Here is an 18,240-nt window from a genome sequence, read left to right as displayed (position 1 = left end):
CTATAAATGTCTGTATATAAAAAAATAGCGATTGTCGTAATTTCTCTTCTTGCACTTGTAATTCTTGCCAACATCGGGCTGAATTACTGGATCAAAAAACAGCTTCCCATCATTATTCACGAAAAAAATAAAACTGCATATAATATTAATTATGAAAAAATAGAAGTTTCTCTTTTTTCCAGAAATATTAATGCACAGACTTTATTGGTAAGCCCTAAAAATGAGCCAAAAGACAGTAAAAATGGGCTTTTCGCCAAAATTGAGTCTATTACGATTAAACATTTTAATATTTGGGACTTAGCGTTTCGCGACATTATTCAAGCCGAAAGTATTATTATCAATAAACCGCGAGTCATTTTATATAAAAAAGGCGAGAAACTGATCAACAACAGCAAAAGTATTAGAACCGAAATTGTAGATCCTTTTCGTAAAATTATAGCCGTTTCCAATATTTACCTGAACGATGGAACGGTCGATGTGGTTTCTCTCGATACGGAAAAGCCGATTTTCAGCATTAAAAAAATTCTTTTAAAACTGGAAGGCATATTAATTACTGATGCCACTTTAAAAGAAAAAATTCCGCTTCAATATAAAAGCTATGCTTTGGTTTGTGACAGTTTATTTTACAGACCAAATGGTTTCTATCATATCAACATTGGAAAAATAAGTACTGAAAAGAATTTTTTAAAGATTAATAATTTCTCTAATCTTCCTCAGTTTAGCCGAAGAGAATTTACAAAACGCCTTGAAAAAGAAAAGGATATTTATAATTTAAAATTTGACTCGGCGCAAGTTGAAAAAATGGATTGGGGTTTCAAAAACGACCGTTTTTATTTCAAAGCCAATTCGCTGGTGATTAATCATTTTGATGCTAATATTTACCGCGGAAAAACGGTAAAAGACGATCCAAGCAAAAAATATCTTTACAATCATTTATTGCGAAATCTAAAATTCCCTCTTCAAATTGATACTTTGCAAGTTCTTAAATCGAAATTGGTTTATGAAGAAGAACTTGATTTTGCTAAAGGGCCAGGAATGCTAACTTTTGACAAATTCAATTTACAAGCCACGAATCTGCGAAGCGGTTTTGGTCTGAAAAAAACGGATGATGTAAAAATTAAAGTCAAATGTATTTTCATGAAGAATTCTCCGCTTGATGTAGATTGGCGTTTTAATGTTTTAGACAAAAGTGACGGATTTCATATTCAAGGTGTGATTTCAAATTTTGATGTTGGAGCTATGACAAGATTCACTAAACCTTACATCAACAGTACTTTTACCGGAACTTTCAATAGATACCGCTTTAATTTCTACGGAAACGACAACGGATCGAAAGGAAATGCTTCATTGGATTATGAAGATCTGAAAGTAAAATTATACCAAAAGAAAAATCCTGAAAAAGAAGCCAAACTCAAAACGGCAGTTGCTAATTTATTAGTCAAAAACGATTCGAAAGAAAAACCCAAATCCGCTGAAGTCGAGGTAGAACGTCTTCAAGACAGATCGTTCTACAATCTTTTGTGGAGAAGCATTGCAGAATCATTGAAGAAGATTTTGATTTAGTTTTTTATGCCACGACTCGAGCGACAGCGAATAGGCGAAGCAATTCACTAATTATTTTTTCAATCTTTCTGGCAACATAGCCTGCGGTTTCAACCGCAGGAACGCAACAAATTTCTACAAAAATTTTCCTCAACGCATTTCTATAACACATTCTCACAATACATTCCCCGCGGTTGAAACCGCGGGCTATATTTTTTTACAATTCGTAGAAATATTTTTAATCTAATCATTTTAAATAAAAACCGTGAATTGCTTCGCCTGTTAGCTGTCGCTAGAGTCGTGGCGCAAAAACTTTACTTACAAACCTGACAATTATCAGCTTTTAGGAAAATTTATTTTTCTTCATTTGTTCCTATTTTAATCCGAATACAAATGACAAAAAATAAACTGCATACTTTTCATATTCCAGTAATGGGATTGGCTTATACTATTGACAGTCCTATTCGAGTAGCGCAGTACGGAATTTCGTCGGTTGTTGCTTTGGCAGACGATGATCTGATTGAGAAGATGCGTAATTTTTACAGCACAAAATTCAATATTCCTTACGAAGAAATCACTCAAAAATTTCACGACTACCGCGCTGAAAGAATTACCTCTTATTTAAATTTAGTCGATAAAATTGTAAAAGAGAAATTCGAAAATTTTAAAACAGAATTGGCAGAAAGCAAAACGGCTTTAGAAAACTTTATGTCGATGCTGCCGAATACTTCTGATATTAAAAAAGGATTTCATAATTTATTGGATGACGGAATTGCTTTTAAAGAAAACATCCAAAATTATATCGAAACCAATCTTTTTCCAGGAGAAATCGACGTTAACATTATGACCAAATTGGACAAAGATAATTTTGTCAAAAACGAACAGCTTCCAATTGAGTTCAATGATGCTCATGCTGCGTTGAGAGGTTTTGCCAACAGTAATTTGGAATCTTCTGTCGTTCTTTCTGCTGGAATGAATCCGAGATTATTTGGTTACTTCGAAAACTTCAAAGATTTTTTTCCAAATGAAAATAATGAACTGAAAAAGAAAATTATCTTAAAAGTAAGTGATTTTAGATCGGCTATGATTCAAGGAAATTTCTTGGCAAAAAAAGGTCTTTGGGTTTCAGAATATCGAATTGAATCGGGATTAAACTGCGGCGGACATGCCTTTGCAACCGACGGACTCTTATTGGGCACGATTTTAGAAGAATTTAAGCAGAAAAAAGAACAATTGGTACAATCGGCCCACGATTTAATGATTAAGGCTTTACAGGCAAAAAATCAGCCTATTCCAGAAAATCCTTTAGAATTAAAAATTACGGTTCAGGGCGGTGTTGGAACTGCAGCAGAACATGAGTTTTTATTAGACGAATATAACGTTGATTCTGTAGGTTGGGGTTCGCCATTTTTATTGGTTCCCGAAGCGACATCTGTCGATAAAGAAACTCGTAATTTATTGATGAATGCCAAAGAAGATGATTTTTATTTAAGTAATATTTCTCCTTTGGGAGTTCCTTTTAATACTTTGAAAGGAACTACTAATGAATTTTTAAAGCAAAAACGAATTCATGAAAACAAAGCCGGAAGTTCTTGTCCGAAGAAATTTTTAGCTTTAAGCAAAGAATACGACCCTCACGGAATTTGTACGGCTTCAAAAAAATATCAGGATATTAAACTGGAAGAATTAGAAGCAAAAAAAGATACGATATCTATTGATGAATTTGAGAAAAGCAAAATCAAAATCACCGAAAAATCATGTCTTTGTGTTGGTCTGGCCAATGCTTCTTATCTAGAAAATGACATTAAAATAAAAGGTCAGGCACAAGGCGTAGTAATTTGTCCTGGGCCAAACTTAGCTTATTTTGATCAGGAAGTCTCTTTAAAAGATATGATTCAGCATATTTATCAAGGAAAATCAATCATTAGAACTGAGCGCCCAAACTTGTTTATAAAAGAGCTTAAAATGTATATTACGTATTTTAGCAATGAAATACAATCTATTTCTGGAGAACTTACAGCCGCTCAGCTTAAAAAATGGAATTCTTTTAAATCTAATCTGTTAGATGGAATTGAATATTATAAAAATTTATTTGAATCGACGTCAGTCTTTAAGGGTCATCTTGATCAACTCGATTCTTGTAAATCAGAATTAGTTGGTATTAAAATTCCCGTTTCAGAGTTGGTTTAAAATTGAAAACCCCAAATTAGATACTAATTTGGGGTTTGTTTTTTATTTATAGAATAACTATTCTTTCTTTTTGTTTTTACTGTCAATAACAGCTCCTGTTCCAGTTCCTAATGCCGCTCCCGCTAAACCACCAATAACAGCTCCTTCGCCTTTTTTCTTACTGACAATTGCACCAGTTGCAGCACCTACTCCAGCACCAATTACAGCACCCTTAGCAGTTGCACTCCAACCTTTCTTTTTTGCTGGTGCAGCAGCTGTTGTTGTAGCAGCGGCTTGTTGATGCACTACGACAACTTTCTCCTTTTGAGCTTCGATCTTTTCCTCGTTTAATTTCGCCATTTCAGTCTTCATCGAATCGATAACACGCTGTTTGTTAATCTCAACTTTCATTGAATCAATGCTGGCTTGTTTAGCTTTATTTATATCTTCTTTGTTTTGTTGTTGACAAGAAGTTAAAAATAATACGGTCAATAAAATATATAAGCCTTTCATGATTATAAGTTTTAAAAAAATTATACATCACAAAGTACTTAATATCTGCTATAATAATTATTACAGAATTTTTTGAAAAGTTTATAAGATTTGAAGTTTTTGATGTTTCTCGCTACGTTTTATTTTTCAAGCTGAATGAAATTAATCTCGCAAAGTCGCTAAGACGCAAAGATTTATTCTCATTTTTTGTCATTTCGAGGAACGAGAAATCGCACTACAAACTCTACAAAGATTGGCTACCTACTTTGCGGAATAACTAGTGCGATTTCTCGTTCCTCGAAATGACAAATGGTACGCTTAATTATTTCTTTTTAAATAAAAAACTTTGCGTCTTAGCGCCTTTGCGAAATTATTTTTTACTTCCCTAAAATTCCTTTTTTCAGAATTTGTCCAAAGTCATACATATCTTCATAAGAGCAATATAACGGAACTGGTGCTAAACGAATAACGTTTGGTTCGCGCCAATCTGTAATGACACCGTTTTTCATTAAATAATCAAACAAGGCTCTTCCTTCTCCGTGAAGGAAAACAGATAATTGTGAAGCTCTTTCTTCTGGGTTAGAAGGTGTAATAATTTCGAAGGTACTTTCTACTTCTTTATCAATTTCATGAAGAATAAATTCCAAGTAAGAAGTAATATGATCGCGTTTTGCAATTAAAGTATCCATTCCAACCTCAGCAAACATTTCTACAGAAGCCAAATAGGGCGCTAAAGATAAAACTGGAAGATTACTAATCTGCCATCCATCTGCTCCGTGTACCGGATCAAAGTTTGGCTCCATTTTAAAACGACGCTCTTTGTTGTGTCCCCACCATCCTGCAAATCTTGGCAAGTCTGAATTATGATGTTTTTCGTGAACAAAACAACCCGAAGCATTTCCTGGGCCTGAATTCATATATTTATAACTGCACCAAGCAGCAAAATCTACATTCCAATCATGAAGTTCTAATTTGATATTTCCTGCAGCGTGTGCCAAATCCCATCCTACTTTTGCTCCTGCTTTTTGTCCTGCGGCTGTAATGGTTTTAATATCGAAAACTTGTCCTGTATAGTAATTTACTCCACCAATTAAAACTAAAGCCAGTTCGTCTCCAACTTCTTCAATTTTTGCTAAAACATCTTCTAAGCGAATATTGTGTTCTCCTTCACGACGTTTGATTTCTACAATTGCATCTTCTGTTCTGTATCCGTGAAAATTGACCTGACTTTGAAACATATATTGATCTGATGGGAAAGCTTTTTCTTCGCAGATAATTTTATAACGCTTCCCTTTTGGCTGGTAAAAAGAAACCATCAGTAAATGAAGATTTACAGTCAAAGTATTCATCACCGTAACTTCTGACGGAAGCGCTCCAACAATTTTACTCAAAGGTTCTGCAAATCTTTCTTGATAATCCCACCAAGGTTTTTCAGCATAAAAATGACCTTCAACAGCCAAATTTGCCCAATCATCCATTATTTCATCAACATAAGCTTTGGTGCGTTTTGGCTGTAATCCTAGGGAATTTCCCGTAAAATAAATTACTCGTTTGTCGTTTACTTTTGGAAAAATAAATTGTTCCTGATAGTGGTTTAGTGTGTCTTTCGAATCTAGCTCTCGTGCAAATTCGCGTGTATTTTGAAAAGTCATTGTGTTTTTGTTTTGTCTGCTAAAATAACAAAAATTGTTTGTTTTGTTTCAGGTTTAAGGTTTCAAGTTAATAGGTGGTGTGTCTTTTAACCGCAAAGTTCGCAAAGGTTTTCTTTACTCAGTTTGTGTTTGCCACGTGCAAAAGAACGCAAAGCTTTGCGAACTTAGCGTTTGTAAACGTTAGCTTAGATAAAAATCCTTGCGAATTTTGCGGTTAAAAGACACAAAGTATATTAGCTTGAAACCTGAAACTTGAAACCATTAAACAACAGAAAACCCGACAGCTTCTAAAAAACTGCCGGGTCTTCTTTATAATATAAATTCTAATTAAAGAATTAACATCGCGTCTCCGTAAGAATAGAATTTATATCCTTCTTTGATCGCTTCATCGTATGCTTTTTTCATTAAATCGTGTCCACAGAAAGCAGAAATCATCATTAATAATGTCGATTTTGGTGTGTGGAAGTTTGTAATCATACAGTTTGCAATACTGAAATCGTGAGGAGGGAAAATAAATTTATTTGTCCATCCTTCGTAAGGATTTAAAGTATTAGCAGAAGAAACAGAACTTTCAATTGCACGCATAGAAGTTGTTCCAACTGCACAAATACGTTTTTTCTTTGCTTTTCCTTCGTTTACAATATCACACGCTTTTTGAGTAATGATCAATTCCTCAGAATCCATTTTGTGTTTAGATAAATCTTCTACCTCAACTGGGTTAAAAGTCCCTAAACCAACGTGTAAAGTTACCTCAGCAAAGTTCACTCCTTTGATTTCTAATTTTTTCAAAAGGTGTTTTGAGAAGTGTAAACCAGCAGTTGGTGCCGCTACAGCTCCTTCTTCTTTTGCATAGATTGTTTGGTATCTTTCAGCATCTTCAGCAGTTACTTCTCTGTTGATGTATTTAGGAATTGGAGTTTCTCCAAGTTCTGTCAATTTGTTTCTGAATTCTTCGTAAGACCCATCGTATAAGAAACGTAATGTTCTACCACGAGAAGTTGTATTGTCGATTACCTCAGCAACTAACGAATCGTCATCACCAAAATAAAGTTTGTTACCAATACGGATTTTTCTAGCTGGATCAACTAAAACATCCCAAAGGCGTTGCTCAGAATTTAATTCTCTTAATAAGAAAACTTCAATTCTAGCTCCAGTTTTTTCTTTGTTTCCGTACAAACGTGCAGGGAAAACTTTTGTATTATTAAGAATTAAAACGTCTCCGTCATCAAAATAGTTGATCACGTCTTTAAACATTTTATGTTCGATAGTGTTTTTTTTACGGTCAATTACCATTAAACGAGATTCATCTCTATTTTCTGCTGGGAATTCAGCCAAAAGTTCTTTCGGTAAATTGAAATTGAAGTGTGATAATTTCATATTTGAATTGTTGATTTTAGAGTGTAGCTTTTAGATTTGTTTATCTAAAAATTTAAATCGGTTGCAAATATACGATTGTGAGATAGGCGTTGTCAAGTGTTTTGACGTTTATTTTCAAAAGTCCTTGATTTTGTGAGGTTTCGAGATGGCTAAAAAATGCTTTTTTTCTACAAAAAACATTTTCAACCTATTATTGTCATTTCGACGAAGGAGAAATCTCTGCAAGTAACTCCATTCCAATAAGCTAATCTTTGTAGAGCTTCTTGCGGAGATTTCTCCTTCGTCGAAATGACAAACTTTGTGAGTACAATCAAATTCACGCATAAAAAAACCTCTGGTTAAAACCAGAGGCTATGATTTATTGAATTTTAATTGAACTTATATCACTTATATGGTTCAAAAAAAATTACAATTCTGTTATTTGAAAGTTTAAAGCTTTTAAATCGTTCCAGAAATCTGGGTATGATTTAGAAACTACTTCGGCATCGTCAATAATAATTGGAACTTTTATTGCCAATGGCGCAAATGCCATTGCCATACGGTGATCGTTGTAAGTTGCAATATGAACATCATGATTTATTTTTTCGGAACGCAATAAAGTCAAGCTATCATTAGTAACAGAAATATTAGCTCCTAATTTTGTAAGCTCAATTCTTAAAGCTTCTAGTCGGTCTGTTTCTTTAATTTTTAAAGTATGAAGTCCTGTTAGATGACATCCAATTCCTAAACCTAAACAAGTAACTACGATAGTTTGAGCGATATCTGGCGTATTGTTCAATTCAAAATTTACATCTTCGTAATTGAATCCAGAAACTTTTCCCAAAGTCATTTTGTTGTTTTGGAAAGTTGTTTTCACTCCCATCTTCTCATAAAGAGAAACCAATTCAGAATCTCCTTGAAGACTGTTTTCTTTATAACTGCTTAAAGTAATTTTAGCCGCATCAGATAAAGCTACAAGGCTAAAGAAATAAGAAGCTGAACTCCAGTCTGACTCTACCACCATCTCTTTAGTTTCAACTGATTCTTTAGGGAATACCTTAATCACATTTCCTTCAAAACTCGTTTTAATATCTAAATCAGCTAACAAAGCCAAAGTCATTTTGATATACGGAATCGAAGTAATTTCTCCTTCTAAAGTCAATTCTAAACCGTTGTCTAATTTTGAAGCGACTAATAAAAGTGCCGAAATATATTGACTGCTTACATTGGCTGCCAAAGTTACTTTTGAATCTGTAACTTTTTTTCCTTTAATTCGAATTGGCGGATATCCTACTTCTTTCTCATATGAAATCTCAACACCCAATTGTGCCAAAGCTTCCACTAAAATTTTAATCGGACGCTCCTGCATTCTGCTAGAACCTGTCAAAACCACTTCTCTACCTTCGTTAACCGAAAAATAAGCAGTAAGAAAACGCATTGCTGTTCCTGCGTGATGAATATCTACAATTTCATCATTTCCCGCTAATGCTTTCTGCATTACTTCGCTGTCGTCTGAGTTGGAAGTATTGGCTAAAGTAATATTTGGAAATAATGCTTTTAATAACAATAAGCGGTTCGTTTCACTTTTAGAACCAGTGATATTTAGTTGCGAATCATCAATAGTGAATATTGAATTCGTGCTTAATTTTAAATTCATTTTTTTAATTGTAAGTTGTGCATTATGAATTAGGAATGATTAGAGACATAATTCAGCCCCGCAATTTACCACTCCACATTCATAATTCAAAATTCAAAACTCATAATTCAAAACTTATGAGCGATATTTCACAATTATTTCAATTTATCATTGTTTTTGTGACGATCTTTATCTCTAACCGATTTTAGATCCATTTTTTTATCGAAAGATGCTTGTAAATCAATTCCTGTTTGGTTGGCTAAACACAGCACAACAAAAACAACATCTGCCAATTCTTCTCCTAAATCTTTGTTTTTATCACTTTCTTTTTCAGATTGTTCTCCATAACGGCGCGCAATGATTCTTGCAACTTCGCCAACTTCTTCTGTCAGCTGTGCCATATTGGTCAATTCGTTAAAGTAGCGAACACCATGTTCTTTTATCCAAGTATCAACAGCTAATTGCGCATTTTTTAAATCCATCTTTTTATATCTTTTTAAGAATTATTTTTTCATTTTGGCTTACGATCATCTTCTGAAAAAACTCTTTTATCATTCCGTAATCCTCAGCTGCAAAAATACTACTGTTGATTTCTTTTTGGCTCACAATTTGAATTTTGTTTTCAGAAACCGAAAAATTTAAAATAAAAGACATCAGCTTGTCCTCTGAAGATATTCTAAATGGTTTAGGAAGTGATTCTACAATATATCCCTGCGGAATTTCAATATTCAAATTAAATTTTTCTATGTTTTTATATCCAAAATAAACTGGCATTTGTCTTTTTTCCTGATTGAACGGATTTTTACTTTGGGTAAAAAACAATAAAGGATTTACAAAAATCTTCCCATCAATAATATCCGAACGATTGCTTGAAGCAAAAGAAAAAGTTTCTATGACCGACTGATCTAAGTTTGATTTCTGATTTTCGATTGCATAATTTGAAATCTCTAAACCTCCCAATCTATTCTCTAATTTTTCAAGATAAGCGTCTTCCGTTTTAGTATTATTTTCTTCTCTAAAACTGTACGCATCATAATCTGTTCGTTGAACTCTAGCCTGACCATTCATTTTTCCGTCAGGATTTATTTTGACTATAAGACTGTAAATTTCTTTAGACTGTTGTGTTGGATCTAATTGAATTTCTTCAGAATTGCCATCTTTTTTGATTAATCTTCCGTTCCAATTTAAAACATTTAATGGTAAAATGTTTAGCGCTGTAAGTTTGTGGCTTGCATCCAAAAGAGTTTTTTTACCATCAATTTCAGCTGCAACTATTACATAATTAAATCCCGTTCTTGTTGGATACACTGGAAGTCCGTTTTGTATTGTACTTACTAAAACAGGATTGGCTTCTATACCTGCCGCACGAAGCATATTTATCAGAATAAAATTGATCTCGGCCACATTACCTGTTTGATCTTTATAGGCTTTTTCGACTCCTTTTTCTGTATAACAGCTATTAATCTCATTCCAATTCATTCGATTTTTAACATACGTAAAAATCAGATTTAATCTTTCCTTTTTATCTTCTACATTAGACAATAACTTATTCAGATCATCTGTAAACAAACTGCCTTGATTTAATTGTTTCCCAAAGCTGTCATCTTTAAAAATAGTTTTTGCAACACCTTCCCAAGTTAAACTGTAATCTTTTACAGGTTGATCGGGAAGACGCACTCTTTCTAATTCTTGCTGAATGCTTCCGCGATAATTTTCTAGATTATTAATGTAAGGCTCCTCTTTTAATGCCGGAACATCTTTTCCTTTGTAAAAGGTTTCAATCTGTTTATAGCTAAATGAACTTGTCTGACTATAAGCATTATCAAAACTTTGACTGGCGGCTGTAAATTTAGATTCTGTTTCTAACGGAATTCCTCCAATTAAAATGGGTTTATAAATATAAAATTCTGGAATCTGTGTTTTGTAATAAAAATAGTCAACAGGAATACTGAACTGAACATCAAAATCGGGAAACTTCACCAGATTTTCAGATCTTAAAAGATATTTGTATTCAATAATAGAACCTACTTTTACATTGGGCAAAGTAATCGTCTTTTCTTTCCAATATTGATTGATTTTGTTTTTAAACTCGCCTTGATTATTTAATTTAGTTTTTACGACGTTGCCATTTTCTAAATTATAGGTAACTGCATCTGAAAATTCTAAACGGTCTTCGTTTAACTTATCGTAACCGATATAAAAACGCACTTTCTGGTCGGCCCAGCTTAAACCTTCTTTTTTATAAATTTTGATTTTCACTTCGCAAACATGGTTGGCGTAAAATCCAACATCTTTATTATAGCCAAAATAAGTTCTTCCTTTTTTAAACAAGATAGCAGCGGGTGCGCTGCTATCTTTAGGATGAACTTTTTCATTTAACTCTGCAATAGTTACTTTTCCCAAGTCATAATTTTGAGCTTGAATAGTTATTGTACTTCCCAAAAGGGCGATACAAATTAGAAGGAATCTAAGCATAATTAAATACGTTTCAGAACGATTTTTTCCGTTTCTTTTTCTACCATTGTTTTATAATACTCTTTCAGCATCTCATATTTTTCAGCAGATACGATAGCTTCATTTATTTGATGTAAAATAGACAACTGAAGTTTATTGTCGTTTGCAGCGATGTTAAATTTAAAAACGCCCAAATTATCTTCCATTGTTACAGCAGCTGGGGCTGGCAATGTTTCCACCACAAAGCCTTCTGGAATTTCAATATTAATACTGTACTTATCTGTAAATGGAAAACTAAAATCTACTGGATATTCTCTTGTTTCCTGCTTAAACGGATTATTATTTGTTGCAAAAAACAACATTGGATTCAAATAAATTTTACCTCCAATAACTTCGCACAAATCGTTTCCAGTAAAAGAATAAGTTTCTATAATTGGAAGAAGGATATCCTTTTCGTTTGTTTTTGAATAATCGCTTATTTCGATTTTTTTGTTTTTGTTTTCTAGCTTTTCTAAATATTCTTCTTCTTTTAAGCCTTCAATATTTCCACGCGTAATCATGGCGTTATAATCCATGTATTGTCTTCTTGTTTTTCCCGTAACTTTTCCATCGCTATCGATACTGTAATTCATAAAAACATTATCAACAGAAGTTTTTTCTGGCATTAAATTAATTTCTTCTGATGAACCGTCTTTTCTAATCAATCTTCCTGACCAATTTAAAACTCTTAATGGCAAAACATTCGGAACCGTAAATTTTTCTGACGCATCTAGTAAAACATATCCGTTTGGAGTTTCTACGGCAGCAATTACATAATTGAATGCTGTTCTGTTAGGAAACAACGCTATTCCGTTTGAACGTGTACTTACCAAAACTGGATTTGCTGTTAATCCTGAATAACGCAACATCGCTGTAAGCATTAAATTTATATCGGCAATATTTCCCGTTTTTTCTTTGTACGCCTTTTTAACTCCATTATCACAGCCGTAACCGTAATATTTATTCCATTTTACGTTTGATTTTACGTGATTTAAAATAACTAAGATTTTCTCTTCAGGCGTATTGATTCCTGAAAGTATTTTTTTCAAATCATCTTCAAAATAGCCTGTTTTATTAAGTTCAGGACCAAAATCATCATAATCATAAATTGTTCTTACAACCGAAGCCCAATCTGCAGAATATTCTTTAAGCACCTGATTTGGAAATTTAGTCATTGACAATTCGTGAGCAACAGACGATGTATAATTATCAATATTGTTAACATACGCCTCATCTTTCATTGCTGGAAAATCTACCGCTTTGTACGTAACTTGATCTTCCATATAAGTTAAGTAATCAGTAGAAAAATTAGTCGATGTCACACGTCCACCCGATCTTTCCTTGCTATTAAAAGTGATACTTTTGGCAACCCTTGCTGTTGTTGCCTTAGGAAAAAAATAACCTTTTTGTCTTGGACTGAAAGTGTAATATTCGGGAATGAATGTTGAAAACTCAGAATAGTTCACTGGAATACTCGTTTGAAAATCCCAATCTCTTATTATTTCCTGTGGACATTTAATACTATATTTAAATTCAATAACAGAACCTTCTTTTACATTAGGCATTGTTATTTTTTTTAAGCTTTTATATTTATTTAGTACTTCCTCAAAAACGCCATCACTTTTAAGCTTCGTTTTTTCAATTTTACCGCCAACTATGTTGTAAGTTACAGCATCTGAAAAAGACACTTTCTCTCTTAGACCAGAATAATTATAGAACCAAACATCCTGATTTGCCCAATCTAGGCCTTCTTTTTTGTAAATTTTAATTCTGGTTTCTACATCTGTCACTGTGACAAAACCATCATTAACATCATATTCAATTCTTGCAGTTCCTTTTTTATACAAAATAGCGGCTGTAGCTGCCGAATCTTTCGGGTGTGCCTTTTGTTCTAATTCTGCAATAGACACTTTTCCTAATTTAAATTCCTGCGACATCGCTTTTGAAGCGATCAATAAAAGCACAGTGAGACTAAATAATTTAATAATTTTCATTGGTAATTTTTGGTTTACTTTGGTTACACTTGTTAGTTCTTGGTTAATATTATTTTGGCGTTATCGTTTCTCGAGACTTGTTCCATAAATAGGCGATACTCATCATATTCTTTGTTCGAATATTTTCCTTTATTTAAAAACATCGATCTTTTGTAAGTCAGTTTATTATTGTCTTTTTTAATGATTTCGGTTTTGTATTCGCCAAATTTGCCTTTTAGCTCATAATTTGAAGGCAGAAATTCGATACTGAAACCTTCTGGAAGATTGATTTCAATTTCATCGGTATCTAAAAAACCGCGTTGAATTTGAAAAGGATTTTTTCGGTTTCTAATTCGTTTTACATTTCCTGTATATTGATTGAAAGCATCGACTACAAAAATCATTTTGTTACCTGTAATAGCTCCATAATTTACAGCGCTTATCTGAACATCTTCTGTAAAACGAATATTTTCTTTATCATTTGTAAAAGTAATTTTACCTAGTTTCAAGTTGTTGATATTATCCCAATACTCTTTGTAATGTTCCTCTTTTTCATTTGGTTGCATGGTTTCTACTCGAGATTTAGAAGCATACACACTTCCTTGAGAGGCTATTTTTAAAGTGCCAGAAAAATTTCCAGTTGAATCAATTGTGTAAACTCCCTTGCCTACTTGCGTGTTTCCTTTATCATCATAGATTTTAGTTCTTACAATTTGGCCTCCTTCAGGTTTTACAACCAAAACATCACGATCGTCAGTAAAAGTTCCTTGATATCCAAACGGATCGTCTTGACTCGTACATTCTAACCAGATATAATTATCTTTATTAGGAATCGCCAAAATCATATGATTCCCTTGCATCGAAACAAAATCAGATTGAATATTTTCTTTGTAACGGTCACCATATAAAATAGTATTATAAGATGGAACATCTACAACCTCTAAAAGCGCTTTTGTATAGTTTGACAATGCTTTGCAATCTCCATATCCTAAACGGTCAACATCGTTGGCTAGCATAGGTTTCCAGCCGCCAATACCAATTGCAATGTTTACATATCGCGATTTTTTTTGTACATAATCGTAAATGATTTTAGCTTTCTTGATAGGATCTTTTTCATCTCCAACCAATGCTTTAATTTTTGCTTTGGTCTCTTCTGTCAAAACAGTCGTACCGGTTAAGATTTTATCTTCATACCATTTTCCAAATGCTTCCCAAGTAGTAGCATTTCCGTCCACTCCTTCTAAGTGAAAGTTTTCTAATCCCATCATGACTTTAGGGAAAAGATCTGAAGGAGAAGGGCTAAGATCTTCTTGTTTTTGAGCCGTGATATTTGTTGCTGTATAACTCAGATTTGTATCTGTATCGGCTGTTTTGGTTATGTTGAAGTTATCAAATTGGAACTCTTTTTTCTTAAAGCCCAATCCTTTCGGGAAAGTTACATTCAAAACGCATTTTTCTACGCTTAAGTAATATCCTCCAATAAAATACCATTTTGGTATAAATGCCGTATTTGAAGTTTCAACTTCGCTGGTGTAAGCAATTGTAAAAGGATATGAAATGGGTGTATAATTTAAATAAAGCACTCGATTATCGGAAAAAAGAGTACTTCCGCCTACAGCGCTCTGATCTTTAAAATCTTTTCTTTTGATTTTTTTAATTTCATTCCCCAATGCATCATAAACTACAGCTTCAATATTTTTTATTGAAGTTGTTTTATCGTAATGACAGAATGCATCAATATTATTTAGACCTTTTTCATTTAAAACAGAAACCACTCTTTGGGTCTTAATATTCATACTTCTTTGCGAAGCAATAACAATATCCATTTGGTCTAAACGGAGAACAGCATTGGCATTCTGTTTTAAACTATCGGGAATAGAAAGAATAGGATAATTGCTCTTTTGGGCGAATGAATTAAGGGTTGTTAAGAATAAAAATAACGCAAAAAAAAGGTTTTTCATTAGTAGGGATTTTCGTCAAATATATATTATTTTCAGAAATCCTTAACAAATGTTTAATAATATTTTTACTCCCTGTTTTTGCTATCCATTACAATGGTAACGGGCCCGTCATTGAGAAGACTGACTTTCATATCGGCGCCAAAAATTCCTGTTTGTACTTTCTTGCCCAACTCTTTTTCTATTGCTTGAACAAAATTCTCATACGTCGGAATTGCAAAATCTGGTTTTGAGGCTTTTATATAAGAAGGACGGTTTCCTTTCTTAGTGGATGCATGAAGTGTAAACTGACTTACAACAATAATATCGCCGTCAATATCCTGCACCGAACAATTCATAACATCATTTTCGTCTCCAAAAATTCTCATTTTAATGATTTTCCCAGCAAGCCAATCGATATCTTCTTGTGTGTCGGCATCTTCAATTCCGACTAAAACCAATAAACCCTTTTGAATGTCGGCAACAATTTTAGAATCAACTGTTACTGATGCCTGGGAAACTCTTTGGATAACTACTCTCATTCTTAACTTTTATTTTTAGCCACAGATTACAAGGATTAAAAAAGATTTTAAAATCAGCATCTCTACAATAAAATCATTCTTGTATTCTGTTTTGGAATTTGGAATTTTAAAATTGGAATTTTAATTACTTTCTTGTTTCATCACTCGCAGCGCGATCTTCACCATACGTATCGGTGCGGTAATGCTCTTCATCACCTTCAAGAATTTTAAGGTAACTATTATATCGTGACCAAGCAATTTCGTCTTTTTCTAATGCTGCTTTTATGGCACAATGAGGCTCTTCTTTGTGTAAACAGTTGTTAAACTTACATTGGTCTTTCAGTTTGAAGAATTCAGGAAAATAACCGCTGATTTCTGAAGGCTCCATATCAACAATCCCGAAACCTTTAATTCCAGGCGTATCAATAATTCGGGCATCAAAAGACAAATCATACATTTCGGCAAAAGTTGTAGTGTGCTGCCCTTGCTTGCTTTGTTCTGAAATTACTGAAGTTTTTAAATGTAGACTCGGTTCTAGTGCGTTAACCAAAGTTGATTTTCCAACACCAGAATGTCCAGAAAACATGCTCACTTTACCAAGCATCATTTCTTTTAGCTTGTCAACGCCTTTGTTTTCTGTCGAAGAAATACGAAGACATTTATATCCAATTTCAGAATAAATATGCTGCAGATATAGCTGATCGTCTAAAGTCTGCTCTGTTAAAGTATCTATTTTATTAAAAACAAGAATGGCTTCAATTCCGTATGCTTCTGCAGTAACCAAAAAACGATCAATAAAACTTGTCGTTGTTGGCGGATTATCAATTGTGATCAATAAAAAAACCTGATCGATATTAGAAGCAATAATGTGAATCTGTTTTGATAAGTTAACCGATTTACGAACGATATAGTTTTTTCTTTCGTGAATAGTATGAATTGTTCCTGTAATGGCATCTGAAGTTTCATCCAACTCATAATCAACAATATCACCTACAGCAATAGGATTGGTACTTTTAATACCTTTTATTCTGAATTTCCCTTTCATACGGCATTCCACAAAATCTCCATTTTGAGATTTTACGGTGTACCAGCTTCCTGTAGATTTGTATACGGTTCCTGTCATTCTTTAATTTTAGATTGCTGATTTCAGATTTCATATTCAAAACCTAAATCTTCGCAAAGATAAATGAATAATTTTAAACATAGCCCACGATTGAAACCCCAGACTATATTATAAAAAACAAAAATCCCCGTTACTTCTTTCAAAGTAACAGGGATTTAAAAAAAACAATCTATTTTTAAAATCGTGATATAAGAAAACTCAAGGTCAAAATTTAGGATAAACTCAAATTAACTTATATCACTTATATGATTTAGAAGAAAATTATGCGTTGAAAATTTTCTCTTGGTGACCGATACTTTCTTGGTGAATTGCTTTGAACATTCTTAAAACGAATTCTTCAGTAAGACCTTTTTTCTCACCTTCTAAAATCATTTTTCCTAAGATTTCGTTCCAACGGTTGTTTTGAAGAATCGCAACGTTTGCATCTTTTTTCACCTGACCAATTTCGTCAGCTACTTTCATACGTTTTCCTAACAATTCTAATAAGTTAGCATCCAAAACGTCGATGTTAGCTCTTAACTTAGTCATTTTTTGGCTGTACTCGTCTGTAGTATCATCTGTTTTTCTAATCGTCAAATCTTTAATAATTTGTTTCAAAGAATCTGGAGTTACTTGTTGCGCAGCATCAGACCAAGCATTGTCTGGATCGTAGTGCGTTTCGATAATCATACCATCGTAGTTCAAATCTAAAGCCTCTTGAGTTACTTCAAAAATCATTTTACGATCTCCAGTAATGTGAGATGGGTCGATGATTAATGGTAAATCAGGGAATTTATTTTGCAATTCGATAGCAATCTGCCATTCTGGAATGTTTCTGTATTTTGTTTTTTCGTAAGTAGAGAAACCTCTGTGAATAACTCCCAATTTCTCGATTCCAGCCATGTGTAAACGCTCAACACCACCTAACCATAAAGCTAAATCTGGGTTTACTGGGTTTTTAACCAAAACGATTTTATCAGTTCCTTTCAACGTATCTGCAATTTCTTGAACTGCGAAAGGGTTTGCAGTTGTACGTGCACCAACCCATAAAACGTCGATATCGTGTTCTAAAGCTAATTTACAGTGAGCTGCAGTTGCTACTTCAGTTCCCATCAATAAACCAGTTTCGGCTTTTGCTTTTTGCAACCATTTTAATCCGATTTCACCAACACCTTCAAATCCTCCTGGACGAGTTCTTGGTTTCCAGATTCCAGCTCTGAAAACGCTAACTTTTGAATCTTTTAATTCGTGAGCGATTTTTAAAACCTGATCTTCAGTTTCTGCACTACATGGTCCAGCTATCACAAGTGGGTGATTTAAATTGAAATCTTCTAACCACTTTCTCATTTCTTTCTTATTTTCCATCT

13 protein-coding genes are annotated in these 18,240 nt (G+C 33.5%); 2 read left to right on the top strand and 11 right to left on the bottom strand.

The window, feature by feature from the left end; genetic code table 11:
* Positions 1-6: 6 nt before the first annotated feature.
* Both ACFO3N_RS23545 and ACFO3N_RS23540 read left to right on the top strand, forming a co-directional pair.
* The gene (locus tag ACFO3N_RS23545; RefSeq protein ID WP_379801311.1) at positions 7-1,563 is read left to right on the top strand and encodes a hypothetical protein; all 1,557 of its coding nucleotides are present in this window, start codon (positions 7-9) and stop codon (positions 1,561-1,563) included.
* A 372-nt stretch (positions 1,564-1,935) separates the two neighbouring features.
* Positions 1,936-3,732, top strand: a complete 1,797-nt coding sequence (locus tag ACFO3N_RS23540) for a hypothetical protein (RefSeq protein ID WP_379801310.1) — start codon at positions 1,936-1,938, stop codon at positions 3,730-3,732.
* Positions 3,733-3,789: 57 nt separating this feature from the next.
* On the opposite strand, the gene ACFO3N_RS23535 is transcribed toward ACFO3N_RS23540, so the two are convergent.
* The 11 genes from ACFO3N_RS23535 to ACFO3N_RS23485 form a co-directional block, all read right to left on the bottom strand.
* Positions 3,790-4,224, bottom strand: coding sequence for a YMGG-like glycine zipper-containing protein (locus tag ACFO3N_RS23535; protein WP_379801309.1), 435 nt, complete (start codon positions 4,222-4,224; stop codon positions 3,790-3,792).
* A 356-nt stretch (positions 4,225-4,580) separates the two neighbouring features.
* Positions 4,581-5,855 carry a kynureninase gene (kynU, locus tag ACFO3N_RS23530; protein ID WP_379801308.1) on the bottom strand — a complete coding sequence of 425 codons (1,275 nt, stop codon included), beginning with the start codon at positions 5,853-5,855 and terminating at the stop codon, positions 4,581-4,583.
* A gap of 327 nt (positions 5,856-6,182) precedes the next feature.
* Entirely contained in the window at positions 6,183-7,232 is a 1,050-nt protein-coding gene (gene queA / locus ACFO3N_RS23525) for a tRNA preQ1(34) S-adenosylmethionine ribosyltransferase-isomerase QueA (protein WP_095928237.1), read from the bottom strand.
* 406 nt (positions 7,233-7,638) lie between these two features.
* Positions 7,639-8,868, bottom strand: a complete 1,230-nt coding sequence (locus tag ACFO3N_RS23520; protein WP_379801307.1) for a 3-phosphoshikimate 1-carboxyvinyltransferase — start codon at positions 8,866-8,868, stop codon at positions 7,639-7,641.
* 134 nt (positions 8,869-9,002) lie between these two features.
* On the bottom strand, positions 9,003-9,329 hold the full coding sequence (locus ACFO3N_RS23515; RefSeq protein WP_095928239.1) for a nucleotide pyrophosphohydrolase: 327 nt from the start codon (positions 9,327-9,329) through the stop codon (positions 9,003-9,005).
* Positions 9,330-9,333: 4 nt separating this feature from the next.
* Complete coding sequence (locus ACFO3N_RS23510; protein WP_379801306.1) at positions 9,334-11,322, bottom strand: DUF3857 domain-containing protein; 1,989 nt, start codon at positions 11,320-11,322, stop codon at positions 9,334-9,336.
* A gap of 2 nt (positions 11,323-11,324) precedes the next feature.
* Positions 11,325-13,334 carry a transglutaminase domain-containing protein gene (locus ACFO3N_RS23505; RefSeq protein ID WP_379801305.1) on the bottom strand — a complete coding sequence of 670 codons (2,010 nt, stop codon included), beginning with the start codon at positions 13,332-13,334 and terminating at the stop codon, positions 11,325-11,327.
* Between the two features lie 32 nt (positions 13,335-13,366).
* Positions 13,367-15,274: a DUF3857 domain-containing protein gene (locus ACFO3N_RS23500; protein WP_379801304.1), complete on the bottom strand. Its 1,908-nt coding sequence runs from the start codon at positions 15,272-15,274 to the stop codon at positions 13,367-13,369.
* Between the two features lie 65 nt (positions 15,275-15,339).
* Positions 15,340-15,792, bottom strand: a complete 453-nt coding sequence (gene dtd, locus ACFO3N_RS23495) for a D-aminoacyl-tRNA deacylase (protein ID WP_379801303.1) — start codon at positions 15,790-15,792, stop codon at positions 15,340-15,342.
* A 124-nt stretch (positions 15,793-15,916) separates the two neighbouring features.
* Positions 15,917-16,894, bottom strand: a complete 978-nt coding sequence (gene rsgA, locus ACFO3N_RS23490; protein WP_379801302.1) for a ribosome small subunit-dependent GTPase A — start codon at positions 16,892-16,894, stop codon at positions 15,917-15,919.
* Between the two features lie 261 nt (positions 16,895-17,155).
* Positions 17,156-18,238: a bifunctional 3-deoxy-7-phosphoheptulonate synthase/chorismate mutase type II gene (locus tag ACFO3N_RS23485; RefSeq protein ID WP_095928247.1), complete on the bottom strand. Its 1,083-nt coding sequence runs from the start codon at positions 18,236-18,238 to the stop codon at positions 17,156-17,158.
* Positions 18,239-18,240: the final 2 nt, after the last annotated feature.

This window comes from Flavobacterium chungangensis, from assembly GCF_042654045.1.
Classification (GTDB): domain Bacteria; phylum Bacteroidota; class Bacteroidia; order Flavobacteriales; family Flavobacteriaceae; genus Flavobacterium; species Flavobacterium chungangensis.
This window is presented reverse-complemented; position numbering and strand designations above follow the sequence as displayed.